At 60.4% G+C, this 15,239-nt stretch carries 16 protein-coding genes; 13 read left to right on the forward strand and 3 right to left on the reverse strand.

Going from position 1 to position 15,239, the window contains the following annotated elements; genetic code table 11:
- Positions 1-2: 2 nt before the first annotated feature.
- From HYT87_07650 to HYT87_07665, 4 genes are all read left to right on the forward strand, one after another.
- Positions 3-899: a hypothetical protein gene (locus tag HYT87_07650; protein MBI2059628.1), complete on the forward strand. Its 897-nt coding sequence runs from the start codon at positions 3-5 to the stop codon at positions 897-899.
- A gap of 15 nt (positions 900-914) precedes the next feature.
- A complete protein-coding gene (metG, locus tag HYT87_07655) occupies positions 915-2,897 on the forward strand; it encodes a methionine--tRNA ligase (GenBank protein MBI2059629.1) in 1,983 nt (660 codons plus the stop codon).
- Complete coding sequence (locus HYT87_07660) at positions 2,882-4,354, forward strand: YchF/TatD family DNA exonuclease (protein MBI2059630.1); 1,473 nt, start codon at positions 2,882-2,884, stop codon at positions 4,352-4,354. Before metG ends, HYT87_07660 begins: the two co-directional genes overlap by 16 nt.
- Positions 4,355-5,058: 704 nt before the next feature.
- The gene (locus tag HYT87_07665) at positions 5,059-5,220 is read left to right on the forward strand and encodes a hypothetical protein (protein ID MBI2059631.1); all 162 of its coding nucleotides are present in this window, start codon (positions 5,059-5,061) and stop codon (positions 5,218-5,220) included.
- An 86-nt stretch (positions 5,221-5,306) separates the two neighbouring features.
- Here the strand turns inward: HYT87_07665 and HYT87_07670 are convergent, their stop codons facing one another.
- A complete protein-coding gene (locus HYT87_07670; protein ID MBI2059632.1) occupies positions 5,307-5,693 on the reverse strand; it encodes a hypothetical protein in 387 nt (128 codons plus the stop codon).
- A gap of 400 nt (positions 5,694-6,093) precedes the next feature.
- On the opposite strand from HYT87_07670, the gene HYT87_07675 reads away from it, so the two are divergent.
- The 8 genes from HYT87_07675 to HYT87_07710 are packed head-to-tail and all read left to right on the forward strand — an operon-like array spanning position 6,094 to position 11,996.
- Positions 6,094-6,234 (forward strand): hypothetical protein, encoded by a 141-nt coding sequence (locus HYT87_07675; protein ID MBI2059633.1) that lies wholly within the window; start codon positions 6,094-6,096, stop codon positions 6,232-6,234.
- Positions 6,235-6,283: 49 nt separating this feature from the next.
- Positions 6,284-7,342, forward strand: coding sequence for a hypothetical protein (locus HYT87_07680; protein MBI2059634.1), 1,059 nt, complete (start codon positions 6,284-6,286; stop codon positions 7,340-7,342).
- Positions 7,339-7,806, forward strand: a complete 468-nt coding sequence (locus HYT87_07685; GenBank protein MBI2059635.1) for an NADH-quinone oxidoreductase subunit A — start codon at positions 7,339-7,341, stop codon at positions 7,804-7,806. The genes HYT87_07680 and HYT87_07685 overlap by 4 nt, the downstream gene beginning before the upstream one ends.
- 46 nt (positions 7,807-7,852) lie before the next feature.
- On the forward strand, positions 7,853-8,371 hold the full coding sequence (locus HYT87_07690; protein ID MBI2059636.1) for an NADH-quinone oxidoreductase subunit C: 519 nt from the start codon (positions 7,853-7,855) through the stop codon (positions 8,369-8,371).
- Positions 8,372-8,373: 2 nt separating this feature from the next.
- The gene (locus HYT87_07695) at positions 8,374-9,489 is read left to right on the forward strand and encodes an NADH-quinone oxidoreductase subunit D (GenBank protein MBI2059637.1); all 1,116 of its coding nucleotides are present in this window, start codon (positions 8,374-8,376) and stop codon (positions 9,487-9,489) included.
- Positions 9,489-10,640 carry an NADH-quinone oxidoreductase subunit NuoH gene (gene nuoH, locus HYT87_07700; protein MBI2059638.1) on the forward strand — a complete coding sequence of 384 codons (1,152 nt, stop codon included), beginning with the start codon at positions 9,489-9,491 and terminating at the stop codon, positions 10,638-10,640. Before HYT87_07695 ends, nuoH begins: the two co-directional genes overlap by 1 nt.
- Positions 10,640-11,311 (forward strand): 4Fe-4S dicluster domain-containing protein, encoded by a 672-nt coding sequence (locus HYT87_07705; GenBank protein MBI2059639.1) that lies wholly within the window; start codon positions 10,640-10,642, stop codon positions 11,309-11,311. The genes nuoH and HYT87_07705 overlap by 1 nt, the downstream gene beginning before the upstream one ends.
- Positions 11,301-11,996 (forward strand): hypothetical protein, encoded by a 696-nt coding sequence (locus HYT87_07710; protein ID MBI2059640.1) that lies wholly within the window; start codon positions 11,301-11,303, stop codon positions 11,994-11,996. Before HYT87_07705 ends, HYT87_07710 begins: the two co-directional genes overlap by 11 nt.
- Positions 11,997-12,063: 67 nt before the next feature.
- On the opposite strand, the gene HYT87_07715 is transcribed toward HYT87_07710, so the two are convergent.
- Complete coding sequence (locus tag HYT87_07715) at positions 12,064-12,882, reverse strand: 50S ribosomal protein L25 (GenBank protein MBI2059641.1); 819 nt, start codon at positions 12,880-12,882, stop codon at positions 12,064-12,066.
- 31 nt (positions 12,883-12,913) lie between these two features.
- Entirely contained in the window at positions 12,914-13,855 is a 942-nt protein-coding gene (locus HYT87_07720; protein ID MBI2059642.1) for a ribose-phosphate pyrophosphokinase, read from the reverse strand.
- 112 nt (positions 13,856-13,967) lie between these two features.
- Between HYT87_07720 and HYT87_07725 the strand changes: the two genes are divergently transcribed.
- A complete protein-coding gene (locus HYT87_07725; protein MBI2059643.1) occupies positions 13,968-15,233 on the forward strand; it encodes a threonine synthase in 1,266 nt (421 codons plus the stop codon).
- The last annotated feature ends 6 nt before the right edge of the window (positions 15,234-15,239 follow it).

Below are 15,239 nucleotides of genomic sequence, written 5' to 3' on the forward strand. Positions count from 1 at the left end.
ACATGGAAGGGTCCGGCCTCTTCTCCTGCGGCCGATTGGATGTCAGGGTGCAGCAGAGGGTGGTCTTCGAGCATGACGGAGGGATGGACGTGGGCAAGATCGTCCGCGGTCCCCTCCCTCTCCTCTTCGACCGCGAGCCGATCGGCCGGGTGGTGCGGAGGCTGACCGACTTCGATCTGCGGACGCTCCAGGAAAACCGGGAACTGGAGGATGAGGCCATCGAAGTCTCGCGGGAGGAAATGCTCCAGCGGGGGCTCCCCATGCGTCCCATCCGGGCTCATGTGCGGATTGACCGGCACAAGGTCCTCATCTTCTTTATTTCCGACGATCGCGTGGATTTCCGAGGCCTCGTCCGCGATCTGGCGGAGCGCCTCCGATCGCGGGTGGAGCTCAAGCAGGTGGGGGCACGCCAGGCCTCCGCTCATTGGCCCGCCCTCGGAACCTGCGGGCGGCCCACGTGTTGCAGCCAATGGCGGCAGGACTTCCATTCCATCACCCTCGATGCCGTGAAAGAACAGAACCTCACTCACAATCTTTCCAAACTCCACGGCCACTGCGGCCGGCTCAAATGCTGCCTGCTCTACGAGATCGACACCTATCGGGAATTCGACGCGCGGGCGCCCCGATGCGGTCAAGGCGTGTGCAGCGGGCGGTGCTCAAACGGTCGGGCGACCGTGATCGGGCACAATCCCGTTCGGGGAACGGTGATGGTGGTGGACGACGAAGACAAACGCTATGAAATTCCGCTCGACGAGATCGAGAACGAGCTCCGGTCCCGGCCCTGGGTCCGTAGCAATGCAAAGTCCGCTCCACCCCCCCTCTCGTCACCCCCAGATCGAAGCGGGGGGGGCAATGGACCCAAACGCGATCGCAACCCTCCCCGGAAAACGGTCTCCTAAACACTTCTCCAAACCGTGGCCAAGTTCTTCGTCACTACGCCGATCTATTACGTCAACGACGTGCCACACATCGGACACGCCTACACCACCGTCGCCGCAGATATCCTCGCCCGCTATCACCGGATGATTGGGGATGATGTCTTCTTCCTCACCGGAACGGACGAGCACGGGAAAAAAGTGGAACACGCTGCCGCGAAGCAGGGAAAGAACGCCCGGCACCTTGCGGATGACGTCCACGTTCGTTTCAAGGAACTTTGGAAGACGCTCAACATCTCCAACGACCATTTCATCCGGACCACGGACATGGAGCACTACCATGCCGTGGCGGAATTCTGGGATCGCGCAAGAAAGAACGGCGACATCTTCCTCGGCGACTACGAGGGGTGGTATTGCACGCCGTGCGAAACGTTCTGGACGGAGAAGGAGCTTGTCCTCGCTGGAACTCTTCAGAGCGGGGGGATTAGCCCGACGACGGGCGCGATGATCGCTGAGCCTCAGGAACCGATCCTGTTGTGTCCAACTTGCAAACGCCGGACCGAGAAGCTCAAACAGCCAAGCTACTTCTTCAAGTTGGGGAAGTACCGAAGTTGGCTGCTCGACTATTTCAAGAACAACCCCGGCTCGATCCTTCCTGAGTCACGACGCAACGAGGTCCTGGGATTCCTCCAATCCGAGGAACTGAAGGACTTGAGCATCAGCCGCACGGATTTTTCCTGGGGCATCCCCGTCCCCGGCGATCCGAAGCACGTCATTTATGTCTGGTTCGACGCCCTCATCAATTACCTTACCGCCAGTCACTACACGCCGGGCCGTGAATCGTCTTGGCCCGCAAGTGTCCATCTCGTCGGAAAGGACATCCTCCGCTTCCACACGGTCTACTGGTTCGCGTTTCTGAAATCGGCCGGATTCCCGCCGCCGCAGTCGGTGTTCGCTCACGGCTGGTGGACGATCGACGGTCAGAAGATGAGCAAGTCGCTGGGCAACGTGATCGACCCTTTCGAGGTCACGGCGAAATACGGCGTGGACCCCTTCCGATATTTCCTCTTCAGGGAAGTGCCTTTCGGACAGGACGGCAACTACTCCAACCGGCTCCTGGAAGCCCGTCTCAATGGCGATCTGGCGAACGACCTCGGAAATCTTTTGAGTCGGGTGGTGAGTGTGGCCGTGCAGCATTTCCCGGCGGGAACCATCCGTGGGCCGCTCAACCACAATCCGGCCGCCCTGGGAGAATTGGGTACGCAACTTCTCGTCAAGCGGGAGAGAATGCGGAAGAAATGGCAGGAGGCGCTCCAAACTTTGAACCTCCAGGGCGCGCTGGAAGCGACGTGGGAGCTGCTCCGGGAGGCCAACGGTTACGTCGACCGGACTCGGCCCTGGGAATTGAAAGGCAAGGAGAGCGGCACGCCCGTCCTTATTGAACTGTTGGAGACCCTGCGCCACGTGGCGATCTTCATCCAGCCGTTCATGCCGCACACATCGCAGGCCATCGGTCAACAAATCGCGGGCCGGGATTTCTTCGACGCCGCCAGTCGGCCCGCCGATTCGGCCTTCTCGAATCTGGAGAGCAAGTATCCTCTCGAAAACGGATGTAAGATTGAAAAGGGGAAGCACCTCGTCGAGCGGATCGACCTGCTCCCCGAAAAGCCAAAGGAGAACAAAGTGGAAGCAACCGACAACCTCCTCGGCATCGAGGAATTTCAAAAGATCGAACTCCGCTCCGGTGTCATCCTGAGCGCCGAAGAAGTGCCTAATTCGAAAAGACTCATCAAGCTCCAGGTTGATCTTGGAAACGAACAGCGGCAGGTGGTGGCGGGCATCAAGCACGTTTACACGGCGGCGGACGTGGTCGGCAAGAAAGTCGTGGTCGTCACCAATCTCAAACCGGCGAAAATCATGGGCGTGGAATCGCAAGGGATGGTGCTTGCGGCCAGCGAAGGCGACGCCCTCACGCTGGTCAGCTTCGACCGGGAGGTGAAGCCGGGGTGGAAGGTCAAGTAGCCACGAGCCACGAGCCACGAGCCACGAGCCACGATTCCGCTCTGGCCGACTCCCACACCCACCTCGTGATGTTCAAGCCCGAAGATCGGGCCGGCATTCTGGCCCGCGCCCGCGCACAGAACGTTCATCTCATGGTGGTGCCTGGGACCACACTTGCCGACAGCGCCGAGGCCGTCGAATTCGCCCGGGGGGAGCCGGATGTTTTCGCCACGGTTGGAGTTCACCCGCATGAGGCGAAGGACGCCCCCGCCGATCTGGAGGACCGCCTGACCGAGTGGGCCGGGGACGGCAAAGTGGCGGCGATCGGAGAAATCGGGCTCGATTTCCACTACAACCTCTCACCCAGGGATGTTCAACAGGCCTGCTTCGAAAGGCAACTTGCGCTCGCCCGGAAGGTCCGCAAGCCCATCGTCGTCCACATCCGCGAAGCATTCGGCGAAGCACGGGAACTGATGCAAGTCGGGCACGCTGACGAAGTCGGCGGCGTCATCCACTGTTTCACGGGAACCTACAACGATGCCAAAAGCTTCCTCGATCTGGGCTTCTGCATTTCATTCTCAGGAATCTTAACCTTCCCCAAGGCGGACTCGCTGAGGGAAGCCGCCCGGAAGATCCCGATCGAACGAATCCTCATCGAAACCGATGCCCCGTATCTTGCACCGGTGCCCCACAGAGGAAAGGAAAATGAGCCGGCCTTTCTCCCGCACACCGCGCAGGTTCTAGCCGATCTGAAATCGCTGGCGATTCATGACGTCGCCCGGATCACCTGCGTCAACACCCGCCGCGTGTTCCGGATCGCCGAGGACGCGGTCCGCACAGCCGATGGTCGGTCCAAGGCGTGGCCAAAGCAAATCGATCTCCACCCGAAAATCGCCTACCGGATCCGGGACTCGGTCTACTTGAATATCACCAACAAGTGCACGATCTCGTGCGTGTTCTGCCCCAAGTTCGACGATTTCATGGTCAAGGGGCACTATCTCAAGCTCTCACGCGAGCCGGACGCGTCCACCATCCTCTCCGAGATCGGCGACCTCGCGGGCGTTCAGGAAGTCGTTTTCTGCGGATTTGGCGAATCCACGCTGCGGATGGATGCGCTCAAAGACACGGCGAGAGCACTCAAGGCGAAAGGCGTGAAAGTCCGGTTGGACACCGACGGCCTCGGCAATCTCGTCCACGGGCGAAACATTCTCCCCGAACTGAAAGGATTGATTGACAGTGTGTCCATCAGCCTGAATGCCTCGAATCCGGAAGAGTATGCCCGGCTCTGCCCTTCAAAGTACGAGGGAATCGCCTACCCTGCCGTCAAGGAATTCATTCGAGAAGCCAAGGTATGGATTCCCGATGTCCAAGCCACCGTCGTGACCGTGCCGGGTGTCAATGTCGAAGCCTGCCGGCGGATCGTAGAGGACGAACTCGGCGTCCGCTTCCGCGCCCGCGAATACAACAACGTCGGTTAGGGAGTCCCGACAGCGACAAATGAGAACCCCCCGGGCGGGTCTACTCCACGGCCGGCCGCATCAAGGAACTTTATTCGGAATCCGCTTCGGATGGCCATGACCTTTGCCCGTACCGCCGGCGCCATCGATCCATCCAAGGGGCGAGTATCATCGGGCAAGCCTCCTATGTGGTCAAGAAAAGCTTTGGTGTTCGCAAGCTTCTCAGCTTCCAAGAACTGAAGGTTTTCCTGGAGAATGGATTCATCAACGAAACAGGGCCAATTCAAACACCACCGTTCTTCATCACCCGAGTTCTCAACCGGTATGGCGTACGCAACGAGCGGGCTATTGCGGGTTCTCGCCTCAGTTTTTCCAAACAATCCGGGTAGCGCCAAAGCGCTCGCTTCAGCCGTTAGGTATGCGCCCGTCCACTTTTGCCGCTTCTCGCCTGAGAGTAGCCCGGGAAGCGCTGAAGAAAGGAACACCCTTCGATCAGGGTCATCGAGAAAATCGCCAAGTCCGATGCAACCACGCAGAGGAAATCGATCTTGAAAAGCTCGTTCCAACAGAAGTAAACAGGCAAATATGAAATTCCCAATGTTCTTGACGTCTTCTACGTGTTGCGAAACAAGAAGAATCGAGTCGAAAGCGATGAGGGTCTTCTCGAAATTCGACCGCACGTCCTTCCCCGTGCCATCCCGGGAAGAGGTTTGTGAACTGAACACGTGGGCATTAGCGAAGTCAACGAATTTGCCGAACCGGGCGTGGAGATTCGGAAGCGACTCATTACACAGGCTCTGACCAAATCCCAAGATGTCAAAAAAACCGATGAGCCGATTCCTGAAAACTGCCACTTCCATCCTGATGGGCTACCTACGGTCTTTTGACCAAGCCATTTGCAAGGCAATACCTATTCCACCAAGAGAGCAAGGAACGGCGGGCGGCAAAGGGCCGAAGGGTGGGCGCATTCCGCTCATCCGAACGACACGATCCCTTTCCGGTCGTCGAACTCGACCTTGTACCGGTTGAAAAACCCCTTCCGGCCAAGGAGGTTGAATCCGGCATGAAGATCCGGAGAAATAGCGATGGGCGCGGCAAATCGGTCTGGACCCAGTTGGATTTCAAGATCGTGGACAAAGAGCAGGAGTTCATGGCCAGTCGCGGAGCGCGAGTGACGCACCCTCCCTCTCCGATAGTCGAATTCCGCCGGGGCAAGATTCGCCGACAGGACGGTGTAGGCTGCGCCAGAGTCCACGTAGACATGGGCGGTCCGCCACTTCCCAGCGAGGTGGATGCCGATGGGGACTACCGGATGCGAATCGGAGCCAAGCTTGGCGTACGGGAAAGCAATACGAAGCACTTGATATCCTCTTCAGACGGAACCGAGACCAGGAGGGGAATGGCAGAAGGATGTTTTTTCTCGGCAGTTGAAATGGCTTCGTCAGCCGTCGCTCCGACGCCAGCGACGGCATGATCCACCACGGCAACGATCTTGTGGGGATATTGTTTGACGAGATCGCCGAAATGGGCGACAACCCACTTGTTCTCGTAGGTCAGGGCCCTTGTGAGTGAATCGAGTGGCCTTGTGTTTTGCGCGGTCGCTGCTTTTCTCCGCCCGTTCCGTCTTCTTCCCATATGGAAAGTATGCGCCGACCCCTTCTCGTCGTCAACGATGGACCTCTGCGCGTACGACAGGTATTTCTCCCGCTTGCCTTTTGCCGGGGCCTGTGATTAGGTCGGGCCATTAAGAGGAGTTGATCATGAGTATCTTTCGAATCGTTCAACTGGCCACCACGTCGCATTTGACGTCTTCCGAGATTCCGTCGCTTCTTCTCTACTTGGTCTCCGGAGCGGTCGGAGTCCTGCTCGCGGCTTATCTCGTCGCGCGAAAACGCACCTGACGGTGGCCCGTCCCAGCCTCGCCGCCCCCTTCCGCGCATAGGGGGTGCGGTGAGATTGTTGACCCGGGCGCCCCTGTTTCTCTGCCTCTTCCTCACCGCGTACGCATCCTCCGTTTTCGCGTGGAGCCGCCATGACCACATCACTCGCCTCTCACTCGAATCCGTCCGGGAACTGACAGACCTCCCAACCGCCACCGTCACCCCGCTCTCAGAGTCGGACCCGTCCCTGAGTCCCGTCTACGTCCCACCGTACCAAGCCGTCCCCAAGCCCGAGGGATTCCAGCCGGCCGACGTGACCGATACAAGCCCGGTGGGACTGATCGGCGAGCCGCTCGGAGGCACAATCACCCCTCGACGCATTCTCATCGAGTTTTCCTCCGAACCCGATTGGGGAATGGACAAGGGCCTCAAATTGGACTTCGCTCAAAAGCTCCAAGGCGGAAGCCAGGGCTACCGGCACATCTTGTATCCAGCCGGGACGTTTCATGTCCCCTACGCATTCCTCAATCAAGGCGAGCCACCGAAGCGCGCGAAACACTTCGTCGAGCAAGCCCACCGGGCGCTGGCGCGCGGCGACGCGTACTGGTTCTGGAGAAACATGGCGCGGGCACTCCACTATATCCAGGATGTGGGGCAGCCGTATCACACCGGCCAAACCTCACTCGATTTCCTGGTCAAGGGAGACATCCTCGCCGGCACGATCGAGGCCACGACAAACTATCACCTCGCTTATGAGACGTTTGTGGCCAACCAACTGATCGCCGAAATCCAAGGAGGCGTGCTCCGCTACACCTCCGCCCTCCGAGGGGCATCCTCCCGGAAAGAGTGCAAAGCCGATCGCCTCGTCCAAGACATCGCGTCGGACAACGCCCCCCGCGGCCGCCGGCTCATGCAACTCTCCGTCCCCTTCCTGGGCCCGGCATTCAAGACGGGCCAGAAGCGCCGTATGACCGAATCAGAGTTTCTTGGCCTCGTCGGGAAAACCAGAAAGGGCGCAGAGGATTTCGATCGTGAAACTCGCGCCGCCCTGCAGTTGACCGCGGAAACCACGAGGGGCTTCGTTGCATGCGCCCTGGAGACCTTCTACAATCGAAACGGACGTCCATGAACATTCAACTTGGTTACGCGCATGTCCTGGCCCTCCTCCTTGTGGGGGTGGCCTTTGTCTTCGTCAACATCCTGGTGGGGCGACTCGTCCAACCGCGCAAGCTTTCCCGTGGTAAGGCCCTGGCCTACGAATGCGGAGAAATTCCCGTGGGCACGGGGTGGATCGGCTTCAATATCCGGTTCTATATTTTTGCCCTGATTTTTCTCATCTTCGACGTGGAGATGGCGGTGACATTTCCGGTCGGTGTGATCTTCCGGCAGTGGCAGGCCGACGGTCGCGGATGGCTCGTCTTCACCGAGTTGGCCGTCTTTCTCGGCATTCTCTTCGTGGGGCTCATCTATCTCTGGCGGTGCGGAGATCTGAACTGGCTGAAGTCGATCGCGCCCGGCGAAGGCCCGGCAAAGGCCAGGAAAGCCTTTGAACGGAAGTTCTTTGACGACAAAGGTTATGGCCCCACCACCTGAAGCAGGCGCGTCAGCGCCTCGTCCCGAGGCGGTTCCAGGTGGTGGGATGAAGGCACCGGACATCGCTGAGCGATTGAAGGCCAAGTTTCCCGATGCCGTGCTGGAAGTGCAGACGGACGCGAAGCAGCCCTGGATCAAGATCCGTCCCCAGGATCTGGCCGAGGTCGCCCGCACTCTTCACGACAATCCGGAGTTGTCTTTCGATGCGCTGATGTGCCTGAGCGGCGTGGACTACCCGAACGAACTCGCCGGTGTGTATCACCTCTTCTCCTACAAGCATCGCCATGCCATCGTGGTCAAGACGTTCGTCCCCAAGACCGATGCTCACGTTCCAACCGTGTCCGGCCTCTGGAGGGGAGCGGATTGGTTCGAACGCGAGGCGTTTGACCTTCTCGGAATCGTATTCGACGGCCACCCCGATCTTCGCCGGCTCATGATGCCGGAGGATTGGGTCGGCCATCCTCTGCGAAAGGACTACCAGGAACCCGAGCGATATCTGGGGATGGACACGCCCCGGAAGTATCCTACAGCGGCCCCTGCGGAGGAGCCGAAAAAGGTGGCCTGAAGATGGCGCTCCGCACTGAAGAAGTCGTCCTCAACATGGGGCCGCACCATCCGAGCACGCACGGGGTCCTCCGCTTCGTGCTCAAGGCGGACGGTGAAATCATCGAAGAAGTCATCCCCGACGTCGGTTACCTCCATCGCTCCATCGAAAAAATCTGCGAGAAAGTGCCCTACCTCGAATTCGTGCCGTACACGGACCGGGTAGACTACATCTCCGGAATGAATTCGAACTGGGCCTACTGCCTGGCGGTCGAACGCCTCGCCGGACTGGAAATCCCGCGGCGCGCAGAACTCTTGAGAGTCATCGCCTGCGAACTCAACCGAATTTCCAGCCACCTCATCGCCGTCGGCGCCATGGGGATGGACGTGGGCGCCACCACGCCGTTCCTTCACGCCGTGCGCGATCGGGAAAGAATCAACGACCTTTTCGAAATGCTGTGCGGCGCGAGATTGACGTACAGTTATATCTGGATCGGCGGCGTATCCCTGGACGCCCCGCAGGCCTTTCTGGACCGGACCCGGGAGTTCCTCGACTATATCGCCCCGAAGTTCCAGGAGTTCAACCAGCTCCTCACCGGGAACAAGATCTACGTGGAGCGCCTGGCCAACGTGGGTGCAATTACGGCTGATGACGCGATCAACTTCGGCCTGGTCGGACCCAATCTCCGGGCCTGCGGAGTGAATTTTGATCTCCGCAAAGACGAGCCGTACTCGGTCTACCCCGAGCTGGAGTTCGACGTTCCCGTGGGACGGGGCGAGGCCGGAACCGTGGGCGACTGCTTCGACCGGTACATCGTCCGCATCCGCGAGATGATCGAGAGCATCCGGATCATCCGCCAGTGCCTCGACCGGATCGAGCCGGGCGAGTTCCGGGCCAAGACGAAAAAGAAACTGAAGCCGCCGCCGGGCGAGGTGTACGTGCGCACGGAGGCCCCGAGGGGAGAAATGGGATACTTCCTCATGAGTGACGGCACGGAAAAAGCCTACCGGTGCAAGATCCGCACCGGCTCTTTCTCGGCCATGAACGCCATCCCTTTCATCGCCAAAGGATGGATGGTGGCCGACCTCGTGGCGATCATCGCCAGCCTGGACGTAGTGGCCCCGGAGGTCGACCGCTAGTGGTCTGGCTCGCACCCCGCCTTGTGCTGCCTCCCATCGTGGTCGGCCTGACCGGCGGGGTACCGCACCATCCGTGGCTGGATGCCCTGACGGCACAGACCGGCGTGAGCCGCACGCTCTGGGTGATTGCCTACCTCGGCGTTCTTGGCGCCATTGCTGTCACGCTTGTCGCCGTCGCCGGTGGGGTCCTGAGTTGGGCCGAGCGCAGGATCGCCGGACGAATGCAGGCCCGCATCGGACCGAACCGGGTCGGCCCCGCCGGCTTCCTCCAATGGCTGGCAGATGGCATCAAGCTCATCCTGAAGGAGGATTTCATTCCGCCGGCAGCGGATGGCCTCCTCTTCCGCCTCGCGCCGTACATTATTTTCTGCGCGATGTTTCTCACGGTCGCCGTTCTCCCCTTCGGCCGGTCCCTCATCATTTATGACTTGAATCTCGGCATTTTCTACCTCCTGGCCATTTCTTCCATCGTCGTCATCGGAATCGTCATGGCCGGCTGGTCCTCCAACAACAAGTGGTCCGTGTACGGGTGCTTCCGTTCCGCGGCGCAACTCGTGAGCTATGAAGTTCCCCGCGGACTCGCCGTGCTGGCCGTGGTCATCTCGGCCGGTTCGCTCAGCATGCAGTCCATCGTCACCGAGCAATCGGGAGGATGGCTTGGCGTCACGAACTGGTACATCTTTCACGACCCGTTTCTCTTTGTCAGTTTCTTCGTTTTCTACATCGCCTCACTGGCGGAAATAAACCGCACCCCCTTCGACATCCCCGAGGCGGAAACCGAGCTGGTGGCCGGTTACAACACGGAGTACAGCGGTTTCCGGTTCGCCACGTTCTTCCTTTCGGAGTGGGCCAACGTCGTTTTGACCGGCGTCGTCTCCGCCACCCTTTTCCTGGGCGGCTGGACCGCACTCCACGCGTTCGGTAGGGACATCCTTCCGGGTCCTTTCTGGGTAATGGTGAAGGCCGGGGCCGTCGTCTTCCTCACCATCTGGCTTCGGTGGACCTTGCCCCGCCTGCGCGTGGACCAGCTCATGAGCGTCTGCTGGAAATATCTGGTGCCGATATCGTTCGTCTGCGTGATCGGCTCCGCGGCGTGGACCGCGGCCTTCGGAGGCCGGGGAGTCCTTGGCCTCTTGGGAGGGCTTCTTTGATGCGTGAATATGTCCAGAACATCTACGATGCCGTGTCCTCCACCCTCAAGGGCATGGCGATCACGTGGAGAAACTTTGTGCGGACACCCGTGACGATCGAATACCCCGACGCCGACATCAAAGGATCTTCCGCCTCCCAGTGGGCGCGCGACTATTTTTCCGAGGTTCTCGGCCGCCTGGAGAAAGACTACACTCAGTTCCTTTCACCGATGGCCGCGCGGTACCGCGGCTTCCTGACCGTCGACATCCCGAGCTGTATCTCCTGCCGGATCTGTGAAACGGCCTGTCCCATCAGTTGTATCGTCATCGACGACGTGAAAACGGAAAAGCGCGTCGTGAAGGCCATGGATGGGGAGGACACCACCAAGCTGCGCGATCCGGTCCGGTTCGATATCGACATCGGCAAGTGCATGTTCTGCGGTTTGTGCGTGGAGCCCTGTCCCACAGGATCGATATTCTTCACAAAGGAATTCGAACTGCCCGTCCCGGAGATCAACGGCCTCCTTTTCAAATTCGTGAGCGACCGACAGGTCCGGGAAACTCGGGAACGCGCGGCCAAAGCAGCCGCCGCGAAACCGGCTCCCAAGCCCCCGGCGCCCGTCGCGCCCCCCGCACCGGCCACCACCGCACCACCGGCGACATCCACTCCATCACCCACTCATGCGTCGTAGAATTCTCCAAATCCTGTTCCTCATCGCGTTCACCATCGGCGCCTTTGCCGTCAAGGTGTACGTGGAAGGGCGAATCGAGTTCAGGAAAGCCGGCGAGGCCTACGCCAAGGCCCAAAAGGTGGAAATGGGAACCACCGAGGAGCAGCGAGCCGAATGGGAGCTCGCGTGGGACGACGCGATGGATCACTACGAGCGGGCCATCAAGTGGTACGTCCCGCGCGTGGGCTACGTGCCGCGTTCTCTGGAGAAACTTTGGGAAATCGGAGAGCGAATGGAGGCGGCGGGCGAGCGGTTGTACGCCCGCAAGTCCTACGAGAAACTCCGCTCCGCTCTCTACGCCGTCCGAAGCACCTACACTCCGTATCCGGAATGGATTGAGAGATGCGATGGAAAAATTTCAACCCTCATGGCCATGGAACCGCCCTACTCAGAAGATGACAAACGCAAGAGTTTCGAACAGCGGAAAGAAGAGCACTACAAACTCCTGAAGAAAGACTATGCGCCGGACGTTTTCTGGTCGATTGTGGCGGTGAGTGGGTTCTTCGGCTGGATCGGATGCGTGTTCGGGTTCATCTGGTTCGCCATGGAGGAATCCGGAAAGCTCCGACGTCGGCGCGCCCTCGGCTGGAGCGGAGCATTCGTCCTTTGCTACGCGCTGTGGATTGTCGGCCTGCTGAGGGCCTGATCTCCCCGGAAAGAACCTCGCGCTGAAAACGGATCCGCCTGAGACGGACTGAGAGCTGAGGGCTTTCCTATTTCCCCTTGGCCGGCTTCTCGCCTGCGGCCTTCCCTGCCGCCGCGGGCTTGCCCGCCGTGGCGGCCTTTCCGGCAGCCGGTGCCTTCGCCGGTGCGGCTTTCCCCGCCGCCGCCTTCTCCCCACCCTTGGCCGGCGCTTCCGCACCCGCCGTTGGAGCCGCGGCAGCCGGTGCTCCTCCCACCGCGGGCGCTCCCTCCGCGGCCACCGCCGCGACCTCTTCGGGCTTCTTGAGGGCCTCCTCTTCCTTCGGCATCAGCACGGTGACAATGGTGGGGTTCTTCCGCTCCGCCAACCTGACGCCCGCCGGAAGCGGGAGATCGGACGCATGGAGCGAGTCCCCTTTCGCCAAAGGGGTCACGTCGATCTCAATGACACCCGGTATGGCGTCCGGCCGGCATTCCACCAAAAGTTTTCGGATCGGCCATTGCATCACGCCACCGTCCGCAACCCCCACGGGCACTCCCTTCGTCTGGATCGGAATCAGCACCTCAATGGGCCGATTCTTTGGAATTTCGTAGAAATCGATGTGGACGAGGTCCCCCCAAACGGGGTCGTAGTTGATGTCCCGAATCAGCACTCGTCGCGAGGAGACCGCGCCGTTCTCGATCCGGAGCTCGATGGGATTGTGCGTGGACACCCCTCTTTGGAGCAACATTTTCATCTCGTGGTTGGACACCGAGATCGTCGAGGGTTTCGTCTCGGGACCGTAGAGAATGGCCGGGACGAATCCCTCCCGGCGCACCTTGCGCAGGGCGCCCTTTCCGGCCTGAGCGCGGGGCTTGGCCTTTAACGCGAGGGGGACATTCGATTCCATCGTCAGGGCGCCTTATGTAGCACGGATTGGCTTAGTTGTACAGGTCGCTGAGGGATTCGTTGAGGTGAATCCGCTTGATGGCCGCTCCGAGGAGCGGCGCCACGCTGAGCACCTTGATCTTCTTCGAAACGGCGCCGGATTCCCGCAGAGGGACCGAGTCCGTCACGATCAATTCCTTCAGGGGAGACTTCTCGATCCGATCCACCGCCGGGTAGGAGAGGACCGGATGGGTGGCGCACGCGTACACGGCCTTGGCTCCGTTGGTCATCATCGCCTCTGCGCCCTGGGCGAGGGTCCCGGCCGTGTCCACCATGTCATCGAGCATGATGGCCGTGCGCTCCGCCACGTCCCCGATCACGTGCATCACCTGGGCCTCGCCGGGCCTCTCGCGCCGCTTGTCCACGATCGCCAAAGGCACTTGGAGGTGTTTCGCATATACGCGAGCCCTCTGAGCGCCGCCCGCGTCGGGCGATACGATTACGAGATCCCTCGTCTCAAAACTCCGCCGGATGTAGTCGAGCAAGACGGGAGTGGCAAAAAGATTGTCGCACGGAATGTCGAAAAACCCCTGGATCTGGCCTGAATGCAGATCCAAGGCAAGCACGTGATCGATGCCGGAGGCCGTCATGAGATTCGCCACCAAACGTGCGGAGATCGGGGCGCGTGGGGCGACGATCCGGTCCTGTCGGGCATACCCGAAATACGGGAGCACCGCGGTGATGCGTCCCGCGCTGGCCCGCTTGAGGGCATCGGCCATGACCATCAGCTCCATCAGGTTCTCATTGACGGGGGTGGAGGTGGACTGGATGATATAGACGTCCGCGCCGCGAACGCTTTCCCGGATTTCGGCCTGGACCTCGCCGTCAGGAAACCGCGTGACCTCGCTGTCCCCGAGCGGCACACTCAGGTAACGCGCGATCCGCTCGGCCAGTGCCCGGCACGAGTTTCCCGCGAAGAGAACCAGCTTTTCCATTTGGCCGCCTGCGATTGTAGGCCCGATGGCAGGACAGAGTCAACCCCGCGATTGACTTTGGACCGCCATCGGGGTGTAATGGCTCTTCGTGAATAACAAGAGCGCAAATCGCATCCTGGGATTGATTTGCCGTGAGTGCGGAAAGTCGTACGGCGAGGCGCCCGTCCACGTTTGCGAGTTCTGCCTCGGCCCGCTCGAAGTGAAGTACGACTATAACGTCATCGCCCGCACGTTCAATCGGAAGACGATAGAACACCGCCCCCATTCGATGTGGCGGTATCAGGAGCTCCTCCCCCTCCAGGGAGACCCCCGCGTCGGCACGTTCACGGGCTTTACCCCGCTGGTGCGGGCCCGGAATCTGGGAGACCTCCTCGGCCTATCCAACCTTTACGTCAAGAATGACACCGTGTGCGCTCCCAGCCTTTCGTTCAAGGACCGGGTGGTGTCTGTGGCGCACTCGAAAGCGATCGAATTCGGGTTCAAAGTGGTCGCCTGCGCCTCCACCGGCAACTTGGCCAATTCCGTCGCCGCGAACGCGGCCGCCGCCAAGCTCGAATGCTACGTCTTCATCCCGGCCGACCTGGAACAGGGGAAGGTCCTCGGAACGGGCATCTTCGGCGCCCGCGTCATCGGCATCCTCGGCGCGTATGACGACGTCAACAAGCTGTGCAGCGAAATAGCCGGGCGGTACGGTTGGGCCTTCGTCAACATCAACATTCGACCCTATTATGCGGAAGGATCAAAGACGTTTGGGCTGGAAATTGCGGAGCAACTCGGATGGCGCCTGCCGGACCATGTGATCGTGCCCATGGCGGGAGGATCGCTCATCACCAAGATCGGGAAGTCTTTCAAGGAACTCGTTGAGCTCGGCCTCGTCAAAAAACAGGCCGTCCGCATTCACGGCACACAGCCTGTGGGCTGTTCCCCCATCGTCACGGCGTTCAAAGAGGGCGCCACCTTCTTCAAGCCCGTGAAGAAGCCCGATACCATCGCCAAGTCCCTTGCCATCGGGAACCCGGCGGATGGATTCTATGCCTTGAAGACCATGCGTGAGTCCGGGGGGGGGGCCGAGAGCGCGACCGACCCTGAGATCGTACGGGCCATCCAGGATCTGGCTCAGACCGAAGGAATTTTTGGAGAGACAGCGGCCGGGGTGACCGTGGCGGGCACGCGCAAACTCATCGAAACGGGGAAAATCGGGCGGGACGATCTCGTCGTTATCTCCGTGACGGGAAACGGTCTCAAGACTCAGGAGGCCGTCGCCCCGGCGGTGCCCAAGCCCGTCGTCATCAAACCCTCGCTCCGCGAATTTGAGGCGCTGCTCAAGGGCGAACCCTCCGCCCCGAAACCCATGGCAGCCCATCCCGCCGCATCCTGATCGTCG

The sequence above is a fragment of the Nitrospirota bacterium genome, from assembly GCA_016180645.1.
GTDB lineage: Bacteria > JACPQY01 > JACPQY01 > JACPQY01 > JACPQY01 > JACPAV01.

What these genes read in the sequence shown, in the direction of transcription:
- HYT87_07650 (MBI2059628.1), top strand. Translation starts at nt 3, where the DNA reads ATGGAAGGGTCCGGCCTCTTCTCCTGCGGCCGATTGGATGTCAGGGTG.
- HYT87_07675 (MBI2059633.1), top strand. Translation starts at nt 6,094, where the DNA reads ATGAGTATCTTTCGAATCGTTCAACTGGCCACCACGTCGCATTTGACG.
- HYT87_07685 (MBI2059635.1), top strand. Translation starts at nt 7,339, where the DNA reads ATGAACATTCAACTTGGTTACGCGCATGTCCTGGCCCTCCTCCTTGTG.
- HYT87_07690 (MBI2059636.1), top strand. Translation starts at nt 7,853, where the DNA reads ATGAAGGCACCGGACATCGCTGAGCGATTGAAGGCCAAGTTTCCCGAT.
- HYT87_07695 (MBI2059637.1), top strand. Translation starts at nt 8,374, where the DNA reads ATGGCGCTCCGCACTGAAGAAGTCGTCCTCAACATGGGGCCGCACCAT.
- HYT87_07705 (MBI2059639.1), top strand. Translation starts at nt 10,640, where the DNA reads ATGCGTGAATATGTCCAGAACATCTACGATGCCGTGTCCTCCACCCTC.
- HYT87_07710 (MBI2059640.1), top strand. Translation starts at nt 11,301, where the DNA reads ATGCGTCGTAGAATTCTCCAAATCCTGTTCCTCATCGCGTTCACCATC.
- HYT87_07715 (MBI2059641.1), bottom strand. Translation starts at nt 12,882, where the DNA reads ATGGAATCGAATGTCCCCCTCGCGTTAAAGGCCAAGCCCCGCGCTCAG.
- HYT87_07720 (MBI2059642.1), bottom strand. Translation starts at nt 13,855, where the DNA reads ATGGAAAAGCTGGTTCTCTTCGCGGGAAACTCGTGCCGGGCACTGGCC.